Origin of the sequence: Acinetobacter sp. YH16040_T, assembly GCF_024605785.1 — a bacterium.
Taxonomy (GTDB): Bacteria; Pseudomonadota; Gammaproteobacteria; order Pseudomonadales; family Moraxellaceae; genus Acinetobacter; species Acinetobacter amyesii.
In genome coordinates this window covers 2,378,658-2,398,522 of the sequence record NZ_CP094541.1, presented here as the reverse complement: position 1 = coordinate 2,398,522, position 19,865 = coordinate 2,378,658, and the positions used below count along the sequence as shown (strand labels likewise).

Below are 19,865 nucleotides of genomic sequence, written 5' to 3'. Positions count from 1 at the left end.
TAATAATTAATAGATGATGGGCTCTATCTAAGGAGTTCATCATCCTATTAAATCAATCATAGTCCAAGCGTATAAGAAGCATATCAATGAAGAAATTAACTCAAGCAGATTTTCAGGAACGTCGTGACATCCTTGCAGGTGAAATGGGCTTACGCAGTATCGCAATTATTGCCACGAGCAAAGAAGCCATGCGAAACCGTGATGCCGACTATAAATTCCGTGCTGATAGTAGTTTCTTTTATTTAACAGGTTTTGCTGAACCTGAAGCGGTTGCAGTGATTGAAACCTTTGATAGCGAAGAAGAAGGTTATAGCTATAGTTTGTTCTGCCGTGAACGTGACCGTGAAATGGAAATTTGGAATGGTTACCGTGCGGGTATTGATGGCGCGATTGATGACTATGACGCGGATGAAGCCTTTGCTATCGATTTATTAGACGAAGAAATTTTAGAAAAATTACAAAATAAAGATAAATTATTTTACCGTATCGGGCAGCAAGCAGATTTTGATGCCCGTGTGGCGCAGTGGATTGCAGCTGCAAGCGGTGAATCACGTAAGGGTGCAAGTGCGCCGGCACAAGTCATTCAATTGGATCGCATTATCGATGAAATGCGTTTGCATAAGTCTGATGATGAACTCGAATTGATGCAGATTGCTTCGGATATTTCAGCAGAAGCGCATACCCGCGCCATGCAAACAGTCAAACCGGGCATGATGGAATATGCACTAGAAGCAGAACTGAATTATGTCTTTGGTATAAATGGCTGTGTACCGTCCTATAACAGCATCGTTGGTGGTGGTGAAAATGGCTGTATTTTGCACTATGTGGAAAATGACAAAGAATTGAAAGATGGTGATTTGGTACTGATTGATGCAGCGTGTGAATATCAACTGTATGCCTCAGACATTACCCGTACTTTCCCAGTCAATGGTAAGTTTAGCCCTGAACAAAAAGCACTTTATAATGTCGTGCTCGATTCGCAAATTGCGGCGATTGATGCTGTGCGTATCGGCAACTCGTATAAAGAACCGCATAACGTTGCAGTGCGTATTTTAGTTCAAGGTTTGCTTGATTTGGGCATCATGCAGGGAGATATTGACGAAATCATCGCAAAAGAAGGTTATCGTCAGTTCTATATGCATGGCACAGGCCACTGGCTCGGTATGGACGTGCATGACGTTGGTTCATATAAACAAGACGGTGAATGGCGTGCCTATGAAGAAGGTATGGTCGTGACTGTTGAGCCGGGGCTTTATATTGCGCCAGATGATGAAACTGTTGATGAAAAATGGCGTGGTATTGGTATCCGTATTGAAGATGATGTTGTAGCAACTCAAAATGGTCCACGTGTTTTAACCGCTGCAGTGGTGAAATCTGTAGAAGAGATTGAAGCGCTGATGGCGAAAGCGAAAGCCGCTTAAGTTTATACAGTATTTAAAAAAGCCGGTCAGATGATCGGCTTTTTTTTATCTATAAGCAGTCATATAAATACTAATCATACAGACAATGTTAATTAGCAATGTAGTTGATTTTCTGATGTTAAGTTTTTACAAAAATTAGATATAAGTCTTTTAAAATTAATCGTATAAATTTTTTATTTTAATCATAATTATGGGCGTTAGAAAAGCTGGGGTGGTTATTCCCTTTAATGGCAATCAACAGGATATAGAAAGACTGGTAAATGATTGGCTGGTTTATTTTGAAGAAAACTCAAAATCTGCATTAGATATAGAGTGGCTGACGGATCATGTTGTTTGTATCAATAGTGCCGGATTAGCGCATTTTGCTTTTACTGAACCTGAAAAATGGAGCAGCTTGCTGAGCAGTGGGTTACCGATTAAATGGATGATATTCTTTGATTTTGCAGACACAAATTCAAGCTATAGCTATGCGTTTTATAAAGAGGGTGCAGAAATTAGATGTGTCATTCAAGCGGAAGAAGATGAACTTTACATGGATAGGCAAATACAAGATTTTGAAAAAGAATGGTTAAACTTTTCAACAAGATATTTATACGAATATGTTGAAAATGGCAAAATTCAAAAAAAATGGATGACTGATTTAAACAGTTTAAAAGAAGAGATCAATGAAGATTTGGAAAGCTATTATCAATATTATTATTTTAGCGAAAAGGATCATTTAATTTATCATACTCAATTGGTTCGGCTGTTATTGATTGAACTCTTTAAAATCTATGTCGGTTTTGAAATCTTTGATAGTGATTATAATCCAGTAAAGAAAATAAAGTTTAAGTATAACAATCAGCGTACTTATGATGATTATTTAAGTTTAGCATCAAGAGGGGATATTGCAGCCCAAATTAAATTGGGTGAAATGTATGAAACGGGATGCGGCGTCGAAAAAAATGATGTTACAGCACAAGGATGGTATCAAAAAGCGGCTGATCAGGGTGATGATGCGGCGATGCTGAAGTTAGCGGTGCTGTTGTTCAGAAAACCATGTAAAACAGAGGTTCATATCGCTTTAGCTCTGCTGAATCAGTCAGTGGAAAAGGGAAATATAAACGCAAGAACGGCCCTTGCTGAAATATATGAAAAGGGCGAAATTCTTGATCAAGATTATAATGTAGCAATGAGCTTGTACAAGCAATCGGCAAAACAAGGCTGTGCAATTGCTCCCTATAAAATTGGCTTAATGTATGAGCTAGGTAATGGTGTAGATCTAGATTTAAAGATGGCAAAACGTTGGTATCACCAAGCAGCGAATGCTTTTAATCAAGATGCAGAAATTCGATTGCAGGAATTAATCCAGCATTTTAATGCTTAAGCCATTCATTTAAATTATTCCGTATTAAGGAGATCGTTTCTGTCTTTTGTGTTCTATATCTTTATCTATAGCAATGAAAATAAATTGAATACATGAGCGCAATATTTTGACCAAATCATGGAAAATATTAAATAAATATAAAAAAAGCCGATCTATTGATCGGCTTTTTAGCTTCACTTTGCGATTAAGACTTTTGTAAAAATTCTGTCGCTAATTTTAAAAACTCTTCCGGTTTTTCATATACGGCCAAATATCCGATTGCCGGTTCAGCATATTCAGCATGTGAAATCAGATCTATAGCATATTTGACCATACACTCGGGTGCATATAATCATAATTACAGCCATTCACTAATGTTTGTTTGTTGATTTTTTTTCGCTGTCTCAATCACATCGGTATGAATCTACAACTCAGCTTGGTGGGTAAATCTTTCTCAATTATTGGTTTGCAGCCTATTTTCTAAGGTTTGCGCCATAGTATTTTCACACCATGCCAAGGTAAAGTTGGCGCTAAAACCTGTTTGAATAATAGTGCTCGACATCGCTTTAGAGTTGCTCTGTACCTAACTCAAATTAAAGCTTAGTACGTGCATCAACTTTAGGATAAGGCGCCAATAACACAACAAAAATTACATCTTCTGGATATTCTGCTGCGGAATATATCCAGAAAATGTTGTGTAATGAAAAGCTCATTAAACCGAATGGTGTAACATAATTGGTTTTTGCAGCTGCAATCACTTATTCAACTAATTGAGCAATGGCTAAAGGCTGATCATCAGGTAGTTAGCTTGATATCGTCCTTTTGAATGCATCAAAACATGACATGTTCAAATGACGCTGATTTACGCAAATGATGGCTCATACTGATGGACTCAGCCATTTTTATTGTGATTTTCTCTTTTTTAGAGATCAATATTTACGGTAAGAGATGATTAATTTTGTATTTAATCAGTGCAAATACCTGCAACTAATTTGTATTTCATTATAAAAAATCATGCCCTTGATGTAAGATAAAATTCATTACAGATTATATGTATTTCGAGTGAATGTCCTAAATTCGAATACAACATAAAAAAGGAAACAAGCATGCAGCAAGAAGTCATCATTGTGGGTGGTGGTATGGTCGGTTTAAGTTTGGCACTCATGTTGGCCAAAGCCAAAATTGGCGTAAAACTTTTAGAAGCCATTAAATACCCCAATTATGATGATGCAAACCTTGAGCCTTATCACTCGAGTTTTGATGCACGAAACAGCGCCTTGTCACGCCGTACGGTGCAGATTTATCAAGAACTAGGCCTCTGGGATTCTTTGCAGGAACACGCCACACCTATTTTAGAAGTGAATATTACCGAGCAAGGAAGTTTTGGTAAGGCAAGACTCAAAGCAGAACAAGAAAAAGTCGAAAGCTTTGGACAGGTGATTGAAAATGCATGGTTAGGTCGTGTGCTGCTCACAGAAGTCAAAAAAGAACCGCTGATAGAATTAATTGATGGCGTGCAAGTGACCGCTCTGAATCAAGATGCTAATCATGCTTTTATCGAAGCACAGCGTGCTGAAGAACAGCTCAAACTACAATCTAAAATTGTGATTGCAGCAGATGGCCGTGATTCATTCTGCCGTAAAGCCTTAGGTATTGGCGCATCGGTGCATGATTATGACCAAGTGGCGATTGTCACTACAGTACAAACCTCTAAACCGCATGGTCATGTCGGTTTCGAGCGTTTTAGTCCGCTTGGTCCGCTAGCGCTGCTGCCACTTCCAGGTGAATACCGTCGCTCAGTGGTTTGGCCTGTTCCTAAAGGAACTGAAGGCGAGTGGATGGGGGATGAAAATGATCAGCACTTCTTAGATGCTTTACAAGAAACCTATGGCGACCGTGCAGGTAAATTCCAAAAAACGGGTAAACGTTTCAGCTTCCCATTATCCCAAGTGCTTGCAGAAAAACAAGCTGTCGGCCGTGTAGTGCTGATGGGCAATGCTGCACATACCATTCATCCAGTGGCGGGTCAGGGTTTTAACTTATGTATGCGTGATGCCTATGTACTGCGCCGTTATTTAACAGAGCAAAGTACCCAAGGTGCAGATTTGGGTGATGCAGCTATGTTGCTGGATTATGAAAAATCGCGCCTGACCGATCAGCAGCGGGTGATTAAATTCTGTGATTCAGTTGTACGTGGTTTTAGCAACCAGAATCCAATTTTAAAACTCATTCGCAATACAGGATTAGTTGCCTTTGACACCATTCCGGGGATCAAGCCTTTGGTCGCGAATTATGCAATGGGGCTAAAAGCATGAGTTTCAATCAAACAGATGTACTGGATGCTGTGATTGTCGGCGGTGGCTTGGTCGGTGGTTTAACGGCATTGTTATTGGCGCAGGGCGGTGTGCAGGCTACGGTATTGGATGCGGCACCTATTTTGGATGCAGAAAAAACCAAAAGTGTTGCGAATCCTCGAGTTTTGGCGCTCAGTCAAGCCACCATTCATTTACTCAAGACTGTGGGTGTTTGGGAAAAGCTTGCCCGTCAGCAGCCTTATACTGGTATGCAGGTGTGGAATAAAAATGGCTATGGCGAAATCAATTTTGGTCATGTGGCAGAGCAAACACCATCAGTTGAGCAAGCTTTAGGTTCAATGGTTGAACCAAGTGTATTGAATTTAGCCATTCAAGAAAAAATGCTAGAACAACTCGAAGACTACCGAACCCAAGTTAAGGTCAGTCGAGTTGAGCGTGGCGTTGGTGTGTGGATCATTCACCTTGCAGATGGTACCCAGCTCAAAACAAAACTGGTGATTGGTGCAGATGGTGCAAACTCATTTGTCCGTGAGCAAGCTTTCATCGATCTAGATGTGCTGGACTATAAACAAGCCGGTGTGAGCTGTGCAATTAAAACCGCCCAACCGCATCAGCATGTAGCGCGTCAAATTTTCTTAGAAACTGGGCCTTTGGCATTTTTGCCGATGGCGAGTCTGAAAAAAGAAGAAAGCGGTTATTGGCAATCGATTGTGTGGACCTTGCCAGATGATTATGCCGATGAATATGTTGCTTTATCCGATGTGGAATTTACTGCGTTGCTCACTCGAGAAAGCCATCACATGCTCGGCGAGGTCTTAGAAGCAACACCGCGTGCTAAATTTCCATTGAAAGCGCGAGCAGCACAGCAATATGTGCATGATGGTCTGGCGTTGATTGGTGATGCGGCCCATGTGATTCATCCGCTTGCAGGACAAGGCGTGAATATTGGTTGTTTAGATGCAGCAGTGCTTTGCGATGTGCTTTTGACCGATAAAAAACGTGGTGTGTGGGCACATGAACAAAGTTTGAAGCGATATGAACACCGTCGTAAAGGGCAAAACGATGCCATGATGCATAGTATGTCCGCGATTGGTTGGTTAGAAACCACCACTTTTTCACCTGTGGTGTGGGCGCGAAACTTTGGTTTAAAACAAGTGGAAAATCAGACTGTTCTAAAAGATGCGTTTATGGCTCAAGCCAATGGTCTGAGTATTTTAAAAGATACAATCTACGCAGCTTAGGTCAAAGTCTGATATTTTTTAGACAGTCGTATAAACAAGGTTACGATTTTGATTAAAAAAGATACGATTTTTTGATTGTGGGTACTAGTCGAAATGCTCAGAGATTGCTAAATTTCTGTTAATTTAAAACCAGCCATTCGCTGGCAAACAGAAGTCATTCGCGGGGAGAACACAATGACTGATATGAACGATTATGATGATCCAGAAGATTCAGTAGTTGATGAAGATGAAGCACAAGCAGCTGAAAAAGGTGCAGGTGACGCAGCTGATTCTGCCTCTGATGGTGACACCTCTGAAGCTGAAACATTAACAGTGACTGCAAAACTAAAACAACGTCAGGCGCTTGAAGATGAAGTTGCTGCGTTCTTAGCGCGTGGTGGTCGTATTACCGAAGTCCCTCCAGACGAATCGGCAAAAGATTAAAAATGAAAAAACACCACGTCATGTGGTGTTTTTTTTTGCTTCATTCGCTTGTGCGAGGATGCATGTCATTCAGTTCTTAACTCTGTATAGCCAAATCCTAAAAACTATAGAACAATAGAGATATGGGATATTCAAAAGATTTTAAAGACAAAGTCATAGAAATTATGATTCGAGATGAAATGTCTGTGCGAAAAGCAGCACAGCATTTTAACATCTGTATACAAACGATTCAGAACTGGAAAAAGTCCACTACAAACAAACCTATTCCTGGCCGTCCAGCTAAAATTAGCAGAGAGCAAATATTGAAGGATGTTGAACAATATCCTGATGATTATCAGTATGAGCGAGCTGAACGTTTAGGAGTAAGCACTCATGCGGTATTTAATGCATTACATGCCGCAGGAATATCGCGTAAAAAAAGACGTTAAAGCATCCTAAAGCAGATCAAAATCAACGTCAGCAATTTCAAAATCTCATAGAGTGTTTAGAAGGGAAATTGCCTCTGATTTACATAGATGAAAGTGGTTTTCAAAGTGAAAGTACCAGAACTCATAGTTATAGCCTTCAAGGAACACGTGCTGAAGGTGAATTTAACTGGCAGTTGAAGAATTGCAGTAATGCGATCGGTGCAATTATCGAAAATAGATTGTTGACAGTTGGTGTGTTTAATTGTTCTGTGAATACAGAAGTATTTGAATGTTGGATTGAACAGGATTTATTACCTAAGTTGAAAGAAAGCAGTGTTTTGATTATGGACAATGCGACCTTTCACAAAGGGAAAAGACTTCAGGAGTTGATACGTTGTGCAGGCCATTACATTGTGTGGCTTCCTAAATATAGTCCAGATTTAAATCCAATAGAAAATATGTGGTCACGAGTCAAGGCGATTCGAACTAAGTTTAGAGTTAAAGATATTGATAAATTATTTAAAGATTACTGTAATGATTTATTTGGTATTTAGCTATAGCATGTTTGCTCAAGAAGTTAAGTCGTTAATAAGATGTGAAGTCGCTTCAAGCCGTCTTTGGCTTCATATATTTACGACTGATCGCGTAAATAGGATAGAACACAAAATGCAGTAAAAGCAAAAACATACAATTAATAATAAATGCAGCAATATACGGCGGTGCATGCATGGCCGCCACAGCAGCGACAAAAGATTGAAAAAGTAATACCGCACTCAAAACGACATAAGCCCAATAGCGATGCCTATCCCAAAATTGGCTCAGTTTCAGTAAATTACCGACTACAAAATAGAGGGAACAATATCCACAGACCATCGCAATCGCGCTATGATCGGCCGTCATTTGCTCGCCACTAATATAGTGCGGATAGGGTTGAATGCCAGTAAAAATAATATGTACAAGGGCCGTGAGCCAAACCAGATTAAAGAGAATGAACACCAGCGGTTTTTTGACAGACAGATTTATGGACATGTTATAAGCAACTTTTTTCATTCTATTTAAATTATTGTAAGGAATAGCTTATGGAACCCGTAGGTTCCATAAGCGGTTCAAATTAAAAGAAAAAATTAAGCTTAATCGTTCGCTTGGGTTAACTCTAAAGCACGTTGATAGGCCACTTTCTTTTTAATCCCAGTTAAATCTGCAGCCAATTGAGAGGCAGCTTTAACGGATAAATCTTGAAGTAAACGTGTTAGCAATTTGTCTAACTTTTCTTGCTCTAGGTCTTTTTCTTCGGTCGCACCACCAATTACCAAAACGATTTCGCCTTTTTGCTGATTGTGATCAGATTCGACAAAATGAACCAACTCACCCAAAGACATTTTTTTAATGGTTTCAAATGTTTTGGTAATTTCACGTGCAAAGCCTACAGGACGATCGGCACCAAAGACATTCGACATATCTTTTAGGCAATCCACAATACGGTGCGGCGCTTCATAAATAATCATGGTTTGAGTTTCGTCTTTCAGTTTTTCGAGTGCTAAAAGACGTTGTGACTGTTTAGAAGGTAAAAAGCCTTCGAAACTAAAACGGTCACTGGGTAGGCCGACAGCACTGAGAGCTGCAATGGCAGCACAGGCACCCGGCACAGGAATGACACGAATATTTTTTTCTTGTGCAGCACGAACCAGTTTAAAGCCAGGGTCACTGATTAATGGCGTGCCTGCATCACTGATCAGCGCCATATTTTCACCTTTTTCTAGGCGTTCAATGAGCTGGTCTATTTTGTTGCTTTCGTTATGGTCGTGACAAGCAGTTAAAGGCGTATTGATACTAAAATGTTTAAGTAATTGTGCGGAAGTTCGTGTATCCTCGGCGGCAATAATTTTAACCGACTTCAATACCTCAATTGCACGATAACTAATATCATCTAAGTGCCCGATTGGAGTTGCAACAACAAATAACTGAGCACTCATAGGTTTCTCCATGTTGGATAATAAGAACAAAATTTTGGGTCTTTGCCTTTTAAGCAGTCTGTTTACTGCTGCACAGGCAGACGTCTTGGTCATTCTACCTGAATCTGGCCCTATGGCGCGAGCCGCATCCAGTATTAAGCAAGGTTTCAATAGCGCATATCAATCATCAGACTACAAAGTGCCCATTAAGTTTGTGGATTCAAATCAAAAGCAAATTGCAGCGATATTGAAGCAACAGGTCAATAAAAAAACTCAATTGGTGATTGGCCCTTTAGCACGCCAAGATGTTGAAGCACTTGTAAAAGCAAAGCCTAAAGTCCGCGTGTTGGCTTTAAATGAAACGACGAGCCAAATTCCAAACGTCTGGCAGTACAGTCTATCGAAACGTGATGATGCTTTAGCACTCCAAAAAGTCTTCGAAAAAGACAAATTAGCGCAAGTGTTAGTGTTACGTCAGCCCGCAACTGAGGCAGAACATGAATTACTGCTCATGTCCTTAATCAGCCAAAGTTCAGTGCCTATTCAAGTGGTTGAACAACTCCCAACGAAGCTAGACAAAAATCAAGGGGTGCTGTTGCTAGGCAATAATGGATGGATAAACAGTCAAAAAAAACTACCTAAAACAAAACTATATAGCGTCGCCAATGCGATTGAAGCCACTAAGCCCATTCCTGTAGGGCTGAAATTTTGTGATGCACCTGCCTTACATGATGCGCGTTGGCCAGACCTGATCCGAGCTTATGAGGAAAATCCAGTAGATATGCCATATCAACGTCTTTTAGCTTTTGGTGGGGACACATGGCATATCGCAAAACAATATTTGCAAGAACCGAAATTAAAAAGCATTGAGTTTCAGGGACGAACAGGGCTAATCAAAATTAGTCAAAACAATATTCAGCGTGTTCCTCACTGCTATGAGCGAAGTAAAAAAGGCATCGTGGCGATCTCACTTTAGGGATGAAACGATGCAGCTAAACTTAGAGCAGATGAATTTGGGACAGATGAATCTGGGGCAGTGGGCAGAACGGCAAGCGCTGCGTTTGGTTGAGCAGCAAGGCTATGTACAAGTGCAACAGAATTATCATAGTCGTTATGGTGAAATTGATTTGATCGTTGCACGTGGTCAAGAATTGGTATTTATCGAAGTTAAAGCCCGTTCGAATACCCGTTATGCCCAAGCCATCGAAAGTATCTCTATTCACAAACAACGTAAGATGATGAAGACTGCGTTGCATTTTTTAAATGAACAGTCACATTTTCAAAATTATTATTGTCGCTTTGATGCAATTTGTTTTGATTTTTATCAACACTTTGCAAAAACACTACAGCAAGACTTTTCTAAATACCCGTATCATCAGCAATGGATTGAAAATGCTTTTACTTTTGATCAAGAGTTGATTAATCTCTGATAAAACAAACTGTGTAAACGCATAGAAAAATACGTGTGGAAATTTGAGGAGTCGTGCTGAGTGGTTAAGCGTATTGCAATAACGATGCTTTGTGTCGCAAGTTTATCTGGCTGTGCGAGTTTTATTTCGAATGGAACTGGATCAGCACCTGTAGGAACTGAAAGCGGCGCACGCTCATTGGGACAAGTTTTTATTGACTCTTCCATTGTTCGAACAGCAAAAATTAACTTATATAAATTAGATACTCGTTTTAAACAGTCACGTGTCAATATTGAAAGTTTTCATGGCAATGTCTTATTGACTGGGCAAGTGCCAGATAATCATTTGAAAGAATTGGCAGAAGAAAATGTCCGTTCAATGAGTGATGTTAAAACGGTACATAACTATATTACAGTGGGTAATCAGATCAGCTATAGCACCATCATGCAAGATACTGCGGTCACTGCAAATACCCGTGGTTTGATCATGAAAGCACCAGTGGTATCAGACAGCAAAGTACACATTCATACTGAAGATGCTGTTCTTTATGTGATGGGCCGTTTAAACAGTGCGGAAATCACAGACTTAAATCAAATCTTGCAACAAGTGGGTAATGTAACGCGAATTGTCACTTTAATCGATAATATTGATCAGAACCCAAATCCACAGGCACGTTCAATTAACTCAAGTTACACCACACCTGCTGTAGGCAATGTGCAACCTGAAGTACAAACGCCTGTAGCGATAGATCCGGATGCTGTCGATCCAAATGCTCAATAAAATGTCGGAAATGATGCTGTAAAATATGAATCAATGGTCTCTGCGGCTTCAGCAAAAAATGGATTTGGCTAAATCTTTATACCGAAATTTTCGGTTATATGATTTTGGCAGTTATGCATTAAATCGACTGACACCCAAACAAGGATATCATGTTCAAAACAATATCCCTTATGGTCTAAAAGCGCGCCATCGCCTAGATTTGTATCGCACGTCAGCACCTCGTCAGCAACGTCCACTCATCGTGTTTGTACATGGTGGGGCGTGGATGCATGGTGATAAAAAGGACTATGGATTCATTGGTGAAGCTTTTGCCAAAGAAGGCTTCGATGTTGCTGTCATCAATTACCATCTCGCACCTGAATATATTTTTCCGGCTTCAATTGATGATCTTAGCCTTGCATTAAACTATTTAACGCAGTCTCAGCATAAGTTGCAGATTGAAGTGGAAAATGTGGTGTTAATGGGACATTCGGCAGGGGCATTTAATGTCATGTCTGCACTGTATCATCCGACACCTTATCAGCTACAAGTGAAAGAGAATATTCGTGCAATCGTGGGTTTGGCAGGGCCATATCATTTTGATTATAAAGGTGATCCGATTTGTGCAGATGCCTTTGATCAAAATGTACCGTATCAACAAGTGATGCCATATTATTTTGTTGAGCACAATCAAGTGAAGCATTATCTATTCACTGCGGATAAAGACAATATCGTTGGCTATAGCAATAGTGAAGATTTTGATCGTCGATTAAAAGCCTCAGGCAACCACAGTCAGTTGATTCAAATTCCACGCGTTGGGCACATCACGATGATTGGTTCAGTTTCGAGTCTATTTAGTCGCTTCTTTAAAACCAAAGCTGAAATCATGCGTGTACTCGATGAAATTAGTCCACCTTAATGTCTTTGGTTAAATGATTGAAAATAAAAAAACCGCCAAGTATGGCGGTTTTTTTATTGCATGATTTATTTACTAAAAATAGCTACTTATAACCATGCTTCGGTGTCATCTGCAACAGCAGACCCATGGATGACATGCATAATCATCGAATGGGCGATACTTCCTTTGAACGGAATTTCAGGTAATGCATCAAATTTAAAGAAAGCCGCATCACTGATTTCTTCTTCTTGTAATTGAAGCTCACCTGAAGCATATTCTGCTTTAAAGGCGATCATTAAATTACTTGGGAAAGGCCAAGGTTGGCTTGCCAAATATTGAATATTTTTGACCTTCAGCCCAACTTCTTCTTCAGTTTCACGACGAACTGCTTCTTCTAGAGTTTCACCCACTTCAACAAAACCTGCGATCAGTCCATACATAGCACGGACATTTTTTGCATTTTTTGCCAATAAAATTTCATCTTCACCACGGGTAATGACTGTAATGACACAAGGATTGACACGAGGGTATTGGTGATAACCGCAAGCAGGGCAAACCATAGCATATTCTGTGGCGTGGACTTGAGTTGCAGTACCGCAGTGGCTACAAAATTTATGATTACGGCGCCATTCTAAGAGTTGAATAGCACGGCTGGCTTGTTCAAATTGCTGAACATTCCAAAGTTGTAAAAGCTGACGAATAGGGATGAGCTGTAAGCCTTCAGGAATTGGCTCATTTTCAAGTAGATCACGGGCAATCACTTGATCACCCGTGCCAATATTTAAATCACTTGCGAGTTGTTCAACTTCGGGAAGTTGAAAGTTTTCATCGACCAACAATTGCTGTTGTTTGAAGATATACGCAAGTGATAATTTAGACATTAGGCCGCTGCTGATTTCAGTTTTTCGCTACTGTCCAATGCTACCTTAAACATGCCCTGTAAAACAGGTTGTTTGTTCTTTAAATTGTCAATCAACATATCTGCGCTTGCCAATGAATCTAATGCTTGATTCACTTCATTTGCTTCAATGGCTGTTGACGATTCAACTCGTTTCAAAATGAATTGAGCTGTTGAGTTCAGTGCATTTTGAGCCGCATCTGCATTGAGGAACAACATTGCACCACCAATTTCGCGGAATTGAGTTGCAGTCGCTTCAAGTTGTGTCAAATCTTGGTTTTGTAAATACTGAACCAAAGATTGGCTAGCAGCATCAATTAAAACCTTGGTCTCATTTAACAGAGCAGCGTGTGCTTCATCTAAACGGTCGAGTGAAATATTCATATTATTCACACGAAGTTGTAAGCGGCTAGAAGTGTGATGACGCTCAAGCACACCAATCGAGTTCATGGCAGACAAGATATTGTTCATCAACTGCTGGGCAAAGCTTTCATCTTGTAAAATCTCAGCATTACCTAATGACGCAGCTTGACGCGACAGGTCGTTATACGCTTCATTTAAGTTCAAGACTTTGAAAATATTTGCCAATTCGTTCAATTTCGCTTGAAGTTCTTGGGTTTTTTCAGGCGTCATATTTTGATAGTTAAATTCAATATCATTACGAATTTGCGTCATTTCAGTCGTAACCAATTCACCAATGGTATGCATGGTTTCGAAGTCAGGACCATATAAATGACGACTGAAAACTTGCAATTGGGTGTCGGTAAGAAGGTCTTCACCGATATTTAACTTGCCACGAATATGATGAGAAATGTCATCTTCTTGGCTAATGCTTAGACTTAAGACATTGGCTAAATCAGAAATGGATGCTTTAAAGCGCTCAGTTCCTGCAAAATATTGAGCCATATTGCGTTCAATGCTTACCAAGGTACGTAAACGAGCATCGGTAATTAAGATTTGATCAATTTGATTAAACGCAACAAAAACCAAGTTCCAGTATTGTTTGCTTGGATGTTTGTCTGAAAGACCTGCTAAATACGTACCGACCAATTTAATCGCTTGCAGATCCAGCTCAGTTTCTTCTTGTTTAATCAATTTATTCAACGCCAACTTATACAGACGGTGAACGTATTTTGATTTTTCAAGTGCAGGCGCTTGAGGTAGGTCAAAGTCAGGGGTAATACAATCGAGTAGGGACTCAATGTGTTGGCCTTCCGACGTTAAAGGTTTTCCTAAAGACAGCTCTAGACGATTTAGACTGTCGAGTAGAAACTGTGGAATTTTAACTTCACGCAGGCAGATAAATTCGATATAGCGTTTCAGCATGGTCGTGCCTTCGCTCAGTGCGATGACCTCTTGAGTGTTAATTTGCGCAGGGTTCCCCATGATCTTGCGCATTAACTCTGCTGAATATTGAGCGATTTTTGCCAAACTTGGCATATCAACTAAAGCTAGTACTTGAGCACATTGTTCAAATTGAATCAGTGCATCATCAATCCCGAAAGGTAAAGTTTGATCTTCAACTAAGGTGCTGACTGCTGATTCGACTAACTTGATTGAGTTATCAACCTCATTTTTTATTATCAGCAAAGCCGTTGGATCAAAATGGATAGAGGTTTGGTAAGACATGTATCTGCACCTTTCCTAGATGTTTTATCTTGTTTATTAACCGCCCCTTAAGGCGGTCCATGTTTATGGTTTTACTATAGCGTATGTAAGAATTGTTTATATACAAAAAGTAACACGAAATTTAGATTTTATTTCGCAAAAAGGCAAGGTGTACCATGTTTTTCTTCAAATTGTTTGACCCATGTCTCATGGGCTTCAAGTTCATCTGCGGAAGGTAAAATCACGGGTAATTCTATTTCAACAGCGGCGCGGGTTTGCGAACCATCTTCATTTTGCGAGTGGGTCAGGGCATCGATATCAAAGGAAACCTGACCGCCCGTCATTGCTAGGTATACGTCAGACAGAATTTCCGCATCGAGTAAGGCACCATGGAAGGTACGGTCACGTTGTGGAATTTCGTAACGACGCACTAATGCATCGAGTGAGTTTTTCTGGCCTGGATGCTTGGCTTTGGCCATAGCCAAGGTATCGGTGACTTCGCAAACTTCAGATAAGGCCACAAAACCGGCACGTTTGAACTCCATATCAAGGAAGTTCATATCGAAGGTTGCGTTATGCGCAATGATTTCTGCGCCTTTTAGATAGTCAAATAATACATCAGCAATTTCAGCATACAGTGGTTTGTCTTTTAGAAAGTCATCACTGATTCCGTGAATATTTTCAGATTCACCGACAGGTTTTTGCGGGTTGATATAAATATGAATTGAGCTGCCCGTAAGTTTACGGTTAATCATTTCCACCGCACCGACTTCAATAATACGGTCGCCATCTTGGAAATAGAAACCGGTCGTTTCCGTATCCAAAATTAATTGTCGTGGGCCAGATACATCAACTGTTGCTGGTGTAATGACAATCATTGGATGGATTTCAGCAGCTTGCTTAGACTGGATAGGGGCAGCTTCATTCAACGTTGAAGCAATGTCAGTTGCTTGTTGTTCTATCGTAATGTCATCAATCTGCTCTGCATTGATCGCTGTGTCAGTAGTCATTTCACGTGACGGAGCAAATTCTAGCGGCTGAGCAATTGAAGACTCCTGAATTGAAGCATCAATAATGCTTGCATTTGCAATCATTGCTTCTTCAGAGATTTCTTCTGCTTCATCCTCGCTATCAGCAAATTCAAGTCCAAACGGATCATTTAATAGCCAGTCGGGTTCAGCTTTTTTTTTAGGTGCTTCAGCTGTAGTTGATGCCGCTAGTTTGATCTGTTCGAGGGTTTTTTCTGCGCCTAGATTGGCCAATTGATCGGCCATTTCATTTCCCGGATGGCCTGCATGCCCTTTAATCCAGTTCCATTCAATTTCCCGACCCTGACAAGTTGCATCCAGTAATTTCCACAGATCAGGATTTTTAACATCTTTCCAGTTTTTCTTTTTCCAACCATGTATCCACTCGGTAATGCCTTGTTTGACATAGTTAGAGTCTGTCCAAATAATCAGTTTTGCATCGGACGGACAGTGTTGAATGCCTTCAATTGCAGCAGTCAATTCCATACGGTTATTGGTGGTTTCAGCTTCGCCGCCGCAGAGTTTTTCTTCTCCAGTTTCACGGATGATATACGCCCCCCAACCCCCTAAGCCAGGGTTGCCTTTACATGCACCATCAACATAAAGCGTGATTGTTTGAGACATAAATCAAATCCGGAGAAAAACAAGCATTCAGAACCGTATATTGTATAACGCAAATGACAGAGAGAAATCCATTTCTGGCGATTTTTTTAATTTCTTGTAACATTTATACTGAAATAGCGTTAAATTAACGCCTTGTGTCTGTGTTCTGCTTCACTACAATGGCATATCTAAAAAATAAATTTTATATGAGTTGTCTGGATTTTTTTATGTATAAATCAACTGCGACTGTCTGGCAGCCTACGTTACCACAAATTTTTAAATTTACAGTCTTGGGTTCTGCACTCGCAGCTCTTGGTCTGACGGGCTGTTCTTCATCGCAAACGACTAAGCAGAACTCAGCAAGTAAACAAGTCGGCTCAAACTTTCTCGATGCCAATAGTTTAGATTCACTCGAAGATTTACTTTCTGCAACAGACATGCGTGCCGTAGAAGGCGACCGCCTTTTAGTACTAAAGCACGGTGATGTTTGGAAGCGAATGACCGTTGGTTTCAAAATGGATTTGAACCACTGGGATACGCGAATTGAAGCACAGCGTGGTTGGTTTATTTCACGTCAACCGTATATTGACCGTTTAAGTGCGCGTGCGTCCCGTTATTTATATCACACGGTTAAAGAAGCAGAACGTCGTGGTTTGCCGACTGAGTTGGCGTTATTGCCAGTGATTGAAAGTTCTTATGACCCAGCAGCAACTTCAAGTGCTGCCGCAGCAGGTTTATGGCAGTTTATTCCAAGTACTGGACGTATTTACGGCTTAAAACAAACCTCAATGTATGATGGTCGTCGTGACGTAGTTGAATCTACGCGTGCAGCTTATGAGTTTTTAGGTGCGCTACATAACCAGTTCGGTTCGTGGGAATTGGCTTTGGCTTCTTATAATGCAGGGCCGGGGCGTATTCAACAAGCGATTAACCGTAACCGTGCAGCAGGTTTGCCAACCGATTATTGGTCGTTAAAACTGCCACAAGAAACCATGAACTATGTCCCACGTTTCTTGGCTGTTGCTCAAATTATTAAAAATCCAAGTGCTTATGGCGTAAGTTTACCGCCAATTGCTAACCGTCCACATTTTCGTGAAGTGGCTGTAGGGCCTGCAAATTTAAATGAAATTGCATCTATTACTGGTTTAAGTCGTGCAGAACTTTATGCACTAAACCCGGGTCATCGTGGCGATGTGATTGATAGCAGCAGCCCAATGCGGATTTTAATTCCTGCGGATGTGAGTCCATCAGTCGATGCACGTTTGAAAAAATTACAATCAGGTGGTTCATCAGGTTATTGGGCAAGTAATTCAACTTATAACTTACCAAAAAATAATGTTGAAATAACACCGTCACGTGTTACTCCGCCGGAATTAAATAGTAAAACTATTCAGCCCGCTAAAGTGACGCCACCTACGCTTAAAACACAGCCGACAGTGACAGCTTCTGCCAAACCACCTGTAGTCGCTACAACGGTAACGCCGAGTGTTCCATCAGGAACGAAAGGCAAAACGCCAATAGGATCATCTGCTTTGGCTGCATTTGCATCGAATAGTGATATTCCAAGTGCGCCGCGTATTCCAGTCGCTGTAACACCTTCGACGCCTGTGAAAGCCGTATCTGTCGAGCCACCACTCAGCGCAAATGAGCGTGAGCAAATCATGGCGGCTATTAAAGCTGAAGGTGAGACCAAAACAGTCGATGAGGTATTAAAACCAGTAGCGACTAAAGCAGAACAAGAAGAAGTCGTTCAGGAAATTAAAGCTATTGCGCCGAAAGGCACTGAAATTGTCGATCCTTATGATGGCAAGATTAAGTTGACTGCGATTCAGACCAGCCAGTCGATTGCAGATCAACAAGGTAAAGAACTGACCAAAGGGTTCTCTTACCCGAAAAGCGTGGCTGAAAATACAGGTGCAGATTCCGAAGAAGCCAAACGCAACCAAGGTAAAAATGTCATTCGTACAGATTCTGAAATTGTAGTTGTACCACCTAAAGGTAAACGCAGTACTTATACAGTTTTGGCGGGCGACACATTAGCGTTGATCGCGATGAAAAATGGCGTGAATTGGCGTGATATTGCAGCTTGGAACCAAATTTCGCCAGATTCGACCTTGTATGTCGGTACGACCATCTATTTATATGATGCGAAACCGATTGTGCAAAATAATGAAGAATCGAAAGCTAAGCCTATCGCAGATAGCTATGTGGTGAAAGCAAATGACAGTCTTACAGCTGTTGCGAGTCAATTTGGTTTAAGTACGAAGCAGCTTGCAGACTACAATGGTTTAACCACCACGAGTGGTTTATATGTTGGACAGAAATTATCCCTAAAAGAAACGCCTGCATCGAAAGCAAAATTGGAAGCTGATAAGAAAGCCGCTCAAGTTGTCGAAAAACCTGCAAAAGTTCAAACCAAATCCTACACGGTAAAACGTGGTGAATATCTAAAACTCATTGCAGATCGTTATGCGCTGTCAAATCAAGAGTTGGCAGATTTAACAACTGGCTTAACGGCTGGCAGTAGCTTGATGGTGGGGCAAAAAATTAATGTGCCATTACAAGCTGTAGCAGAAGTTGAGAAGCTCGAAAGCAAAGTCGTGAATCGCATTGAAAATGTCAAAGTTGATCCTGCGTATAAAGTTGAAAGCTATAAAGTGCAGCGTGGTGATACGCTTTACAGCATTGCGACGCAGTCAAAAATCAGTTTGTCAGAATTGGCGAGTCTAAATGATATGTCGGTAAATAGTGGGCTGATGGCTGGGCAAAGCATTAAAGTTCCTGCAAGTTCAACTGTTCCGGATACATATGTGGTGCAGTCTGGCGATACACTGACAGGCATTGCTAGTCGCTATGATTTAGGCATGGACTATGTCGCAAATTTAAATGGTATAGAGCGTAGTTCTGGTCTACGCGTTGGGCAGAAATTAAAATTAACAGGTGATGTCGCACCGGTTAAAGTAGAAACCAAAGCTGAGGCGACCAAAATTGAAAGCAAAACCAATACACGAACGAATTCCGTTGATGCGACCGATATTCATGTGGTGAAATCAGGTGAAACATTGGGTGTGATTGCGAAGAAATATCATCTTCAATTACGTTATTTAGCTGAATTAAATGGCCTAAATACCAATAGTGCGATTCGTGTAGGGCAGCGTTTAAAAGTAGATGGTGAACTACCTGCTGATGTAGCTAGTAAAGCAACTGAAACCAAAAAAACGGAAGCTAAATCCTCTACGAGCAATGTGAAACCAACAAATACTGAAAGCTATACTGTGAAATCAGGCGAGTCTTTAAATTCGATTGCTAGTCGGACAGGTTTAACTGTGGCAGCATTGGCTGAATTAAATAACTTGAACCCGCGTGCAGGACTGCGTGTCGGTCAAAATTTACAAGTCCCTAAAACTATTAGTGAATACCGTATTAAACGCGGCGATACGCTGATTGGTTTGGCAAGTCGCTATGGACTTGATACATCAAAACTCGCTGAAATGAATGATATGCAACCGTCTGCTCAGTTACGTATTGGTGACGTGATTAAAGTACCGAATTAAGCAA

The 19,865-nt window shown here is 40.7% G+C and carries 19 protein-coding genes; 12 read left to right on the top strand and 7 right to left on the bottom strand.

The window, feature by feature from the left end:
- Window positions 1-86: 86 nt before the first annotated feature.
- On the top strand, window positions 87-1,421 hold the full coding sequence (gene pepP, locus MST16_RS11825) for a Xaa-Pro aminopeptidase (RefSeq protein WP_180008932.1): 1,335 nt from the start codon (window positions 87-89) through the stop codon (window positions 1,419-1,421).
- Window positions 1,422-1,611: 190 nt separating this feature from the next.
- On the top strand, window positions 1,612-2,787 hold the full coding sequence (locus MST16_RS11820; protein ID WP_180012158.1) for a tetratricopeptide repeat protein: 1,176 nt from the start codon (window positions 1,612-1,614) through the stop codon (window positions 2,785-2,787).
- A 184-nt stretch (window positions 2,788-2,971) separates the two neighbouring features.
- Here MST16_RS11820 and MST16_RS11815 read toward each other — a convergent pair whose 3' ends face one another.
- Both MST16_RS11815 and MST16_RS11810 read right to left on the bottom strand, forming a co-directional pair.
- Window positions 2,972-3,100, bottom strand: coding sequence for a hypothetical protein (locus MST16_RS11815; protein ID WP_257222681.1), 129 nt, complete (start codon window positions 3,098-3,100; stop codon window positions 2,972-2,974).
- A 259-nt stretch (window positions 3,101-3,359) separates the two neighbouring features.
- Window positions 3,360-3,524, bottom strand: a complete 165-nt coding sequence (locus tag MST16_RS11810) for a hypothetical protein (protein WP_180004157.1) — start codon at window positions 3,522-3,524, stop codon at window positions 3,360-3,362.
- 348 nt (window positions 3,525-3,872) lie between these two features.
- Here MST16_RS11810 and ubiH point away from each other — a divergent pair, with 348 nt between their 5' ends.
- The 5 genes from ubiH (at window position 3,873) to MST16_RS11785 (ending at window position 7,706) form a co-directional block, all read left to right on the top strand.
- A complete protein-coding gene (ubiH, locus tag MST16_RS11805; RefSeq protein ID WP_180012156.1) occupies window positions 3,873-5,081 on the top strand; it encodes a 2-octaprenyl-6-methoxyphenyl hydroxylase in 1,209 nt (402 codons plus the stop codon).
- Window positions 5,078-6,322: an FAD-dependent monooxygenase gene (locus MST16_RS11800; protein WP_180012154.1), complete on the top strand. Its 1,245-nt coding sequence runs from the start codon at window positions 5,078-5,080 to the stop codon at window positions 6,320-6,322. The genes ubiH and MST16_RS11800 overlap by 4 nt, the downstream gene beginning before the upstream one ends.
- 174 nt (window positions 6,323-6,496) lie before the next feature.
- Window positions 6,497-6,745, top strand: coding sequence for a hypothetical protein (locus MST16_RS11795; protein ID WP_078189169.1), 249 nt, complete (start codon window positions 6,497-6,499; stop codon window positions 6,743-6,745).
- A 122-nt stretch (window positions 6,746-6,867) separates the two neighbouring features.
- Window positions 6,868-7,173 carry an IS630 transposase-related protein gene (locus MST16_RS11790; protein ID WP_087547287.1) on the top strand — a complete coding sequence of 102 codons (306 nt, stop codon included), beginning with the start codon at window positions 6,868-6,870 and terminating at the stop codon, window positions 7,171-7,173.
- 47 nt (window positions 7,174-7,220) lie between these two features.
- The gene (locus MST16_RS11785) at window positions 7,221-7,706 is read left to right on the top strand and encodes a transposase (RefSeq protein WP_227554803.1); all 486 of its coding nucleotides are present in this window, start codon (window positions 7,221-7,223) and stop codon (window positions 7,704-7,706) included.
- Between the two features lie 52 nt (window positions 7,707-7,758).
- On the opposite strand, the gene MST16_RS11780 is transcribed toward MST16_RS11785, so the two are convergent.
- Together MST16_RS11780 and rsmI are read right to left on the bottom strand one after the other, a co-directional pair.
- On the bottom strand, window positions 7,759-8,181 hold the full coding sequence (locus MST16_RS11780) for a hypothetical protein (RefSeq protein WP_180008940.1): 423 nt from the start codon (window positions 8,179-8,181) through the stop codon (window positions 7,759-7,761).
- 101 nt (window positions 8,182-8,282) lie between these two features.
- Complete coding sequence (gene rsmI, locus MST16_RS11775) at window positions 8,283-9,125, bottom strand: 16S rRNA (cytidine(1402)-2'-O)-methyltransferase (protein WP_078189168.1); 843 nt, start codon at window positions 9,123-9,125, stop codon at window positions 8,283-8,285.
- 10 nt (window positions 9,126-9,135) lie between these two features.
- Between rsmI and MST16_RS11770 the strand changes: the two genes are divergently transcribed.
- The 4 genes from MST16_RS11770 to MST16_RS11755 are packed head-to-tail and all read left to right on the top strand — an operon-like array spanning window position 9,136 to window position 12,191.
- Window positions 9,136-10,080 carry a penicillin-binding protein activator gene (locus MST16_RS11770; RefSeq protein WP_180011993.1) on the top strand — a complete coding sequence of 315 codons (945 nt, stop codon included), beginning with the start codon at window positions 9,136-9,138 and terminating at the stop codon, window positions 10,078-10,080.
- A 46-nt stretch (window positions 10,081-10,126) separates the two neighbouring features.
- Window positions 10,127-10,534: a YraN family protein gene (locus MST16_RS11765; protein ID WP_180004220.1), complete on the top strand. Its 408-nt coding sequence runs from the start codon at window positions 10,127-10,129 to the stop codon at window positions 10,532-10,534.
- Window positions 10,535-10,594: 60 nt separating this feature from the next.
- Window positions 10,595-11,293, top strand: a complete 699-nt coding sequence (locus tag MST16_RS11760; protein WP_078192932.1) for a BON domain-containing protein — start codon at window positions 10,595-10,597, stop codon at window positions 11,291-11,293.
- A gap of 25 nt (window positions 11,294-11,318) precedes the next feature.
- On the top strand, window positions 11,319-12,191 hold the full coding sequence (locus tag MST16_RS11755) for an alpha/beta hydrolase (protein ID WP_180011995.1): 873 nt from the start codon (window positions 11,319-11,321) through the stop codon (window positions 12,189-12,191).
- Between the two features lie 86 nt (window positions 12,192-12,277).
- On the opposite strand, the gene nudC is transcribed toward MST16_RS11755, so the two are convergent.
- From nudC to dnaQ, 3 genes are all read right to left on the bottom strand, one after another.
- Window positions 12,278-13,051 (bottom strand): NAD(+) diphosphatase, encoded by a 774-nt coding sequence (nudC, locus tag MST16_RS11750; RefSeq protein WP_180011997.1) that lies wholly within the window; start codon window positions 13,049-13,051, stop codon window positions 12,278-12,280.
- Window positions 13,051-14,697 carry a chemotaxis protein gene (locus tag MST16_RS11745; protein WP_180011999.1) on the bottom strand — a complete coding sequence of 549 codons (1,647 nt, stop codon included), beginning with the start codon at window positions 14,695-14,697 and terminating at the stop codon, window positions 13,051-13,053. Before MST16_RS11745 ends, nudC begins: the two co-directional genes overlap by 1 nt.
- 128 nt (window positions 14,698-14,825) lie before the next feature.
- Window positions 14,826-16,328, bottom strand: coding sequence for a DNA polymerase III subunit epsilon (gene dnaQ / locus MST16_RS11740; RefSeq protein WP_180012000.1), 1,503 nt, complete (start codon window positions 16,326-16,328; stop codon window positions 14,826-14,828).
- A gap of 206 nt (window positions 16,329-16,534) precedes the next feature.
- Here dnaQ and MST16_RS11735 point away from each other — a divergent pair, with 206 nt between their 5' ends.
- Window positions 16,535-19,861 (top strand): LysM peptidoglycan-binding domain-containing protein, encoded by a 3,327-nt coding sequence (locus MST16_RS11735; RefSeq protein ID WP_180012002.1) that lies wholly within the window; start codon window positions 16,535-16,537, stop codon window positions 19,859-19,861.
- Window positions 19,862-19,865 lie beyond the last annotated feature (4 nt).

Coding starts and splice junctions, on each gene's coding strand:
- pepP (WP_180008932.1), top strand. CDS start 87: ATGAAGAAATTAACTCAAGCAGATTTTCAGGAACGTCGTGACATCCTT.
- nudC (WP_180011997.1), bottom strand. CDS start 13,051: ATGTCTAAATTATCACTTGCGTATATCTTCAAACAACAGCAATTGTTG.
- MST16_RS11755 (WP_180011995.1), top strand. CDS start 11,319: ATGAATCAATGGTCTCTGCGGCTTCAGCAAAAAATGGATTTGGCTAAA.
- MST16_RS11800 (WP_180012154.1), top strand. CDS start 5,078: ATGAGTTTCAATCAAACAGATGTACTGGATGCTGTGATTGTCGGCGGT.
- MST16_RS11770 (WP_180011993.1), top strand. CDS start 9,136: ATGTTGGATAATAAGAACAAAATTTTGGGTCTTTGCCTTTTAAGCAGT.
- MST16_RS11820 (WP_180012158.1), top strand. CDS start 1,612: ATGGGCGTTAGAAAAGCTGGGGTGGTTATTCCCTTTAATGGCAATCAA.
- MST16_RS11735 (WP_180012002.1), top strand. CDS start 16,535: ATGTATAAATCAACTGCGACTGTCTGGCAGCCTACGTTACCACAAATT.
- MST16_RS11815 (WP_257222681.1), bottom strand. CDS start 3,100: ATGGTCAAATATGCTATAGATCTGATTTCACATGCTGAATATGCTGAA.
- ubiH (WP_180012156.1), top strand. CDS start 3,873: ATGCAGCAAGAAGTCATCATTGTGGGTGGTGGTATGGTCGGTTTAAGT.
- MST16_RS11790 (WP_087547287.1), top strand. CDS start 6,868: ATGGGATATTCAAAAGATTTTAAAGACAAAGTCATAGAAATTATGATT.
- MST16_RS11780 (WP_180008940.1), bottom strand. CDS start 8,181: ATGTCCATAAATCTGTCTGTCAAAAAACCGCTGGTGTTCATTCTCTTT.
- MST16_RS11765 (WP_180004220.1), top strand. CDS start 10,127: ATGAATCTGGGGCAGTGGGCAGAACGGCAAGCGCTGCGTTTGGTTGAG.
- MST16_RS11795 (WP_078189169.1), top strand. CDS start 6,497: ATGACTGATATGAACGATTATGATGATCCAGAAGATTCAGTAGTTGAT.
- MST16_RS11745 (WP_180011999.1), bottom strand. CDS start 14,697: ATGTCTTACCAAACCTCTATCCATTTTGATCCAACGGCTTTGCTGATA.
- rsmI (WP_078189168.1), bottom strand. CDS start 9,125: ATGAGTGCTCAGTTATTTGTTGTTGCAACTCCAATCGGGCACTTAGAT.
- dnaQ (WP_180012000.1), bottom strand. CDS start 16,328: ATGTCTCAAACAATCACGCTTTATGTTGATGGTGCATGTAAAGGCAAC.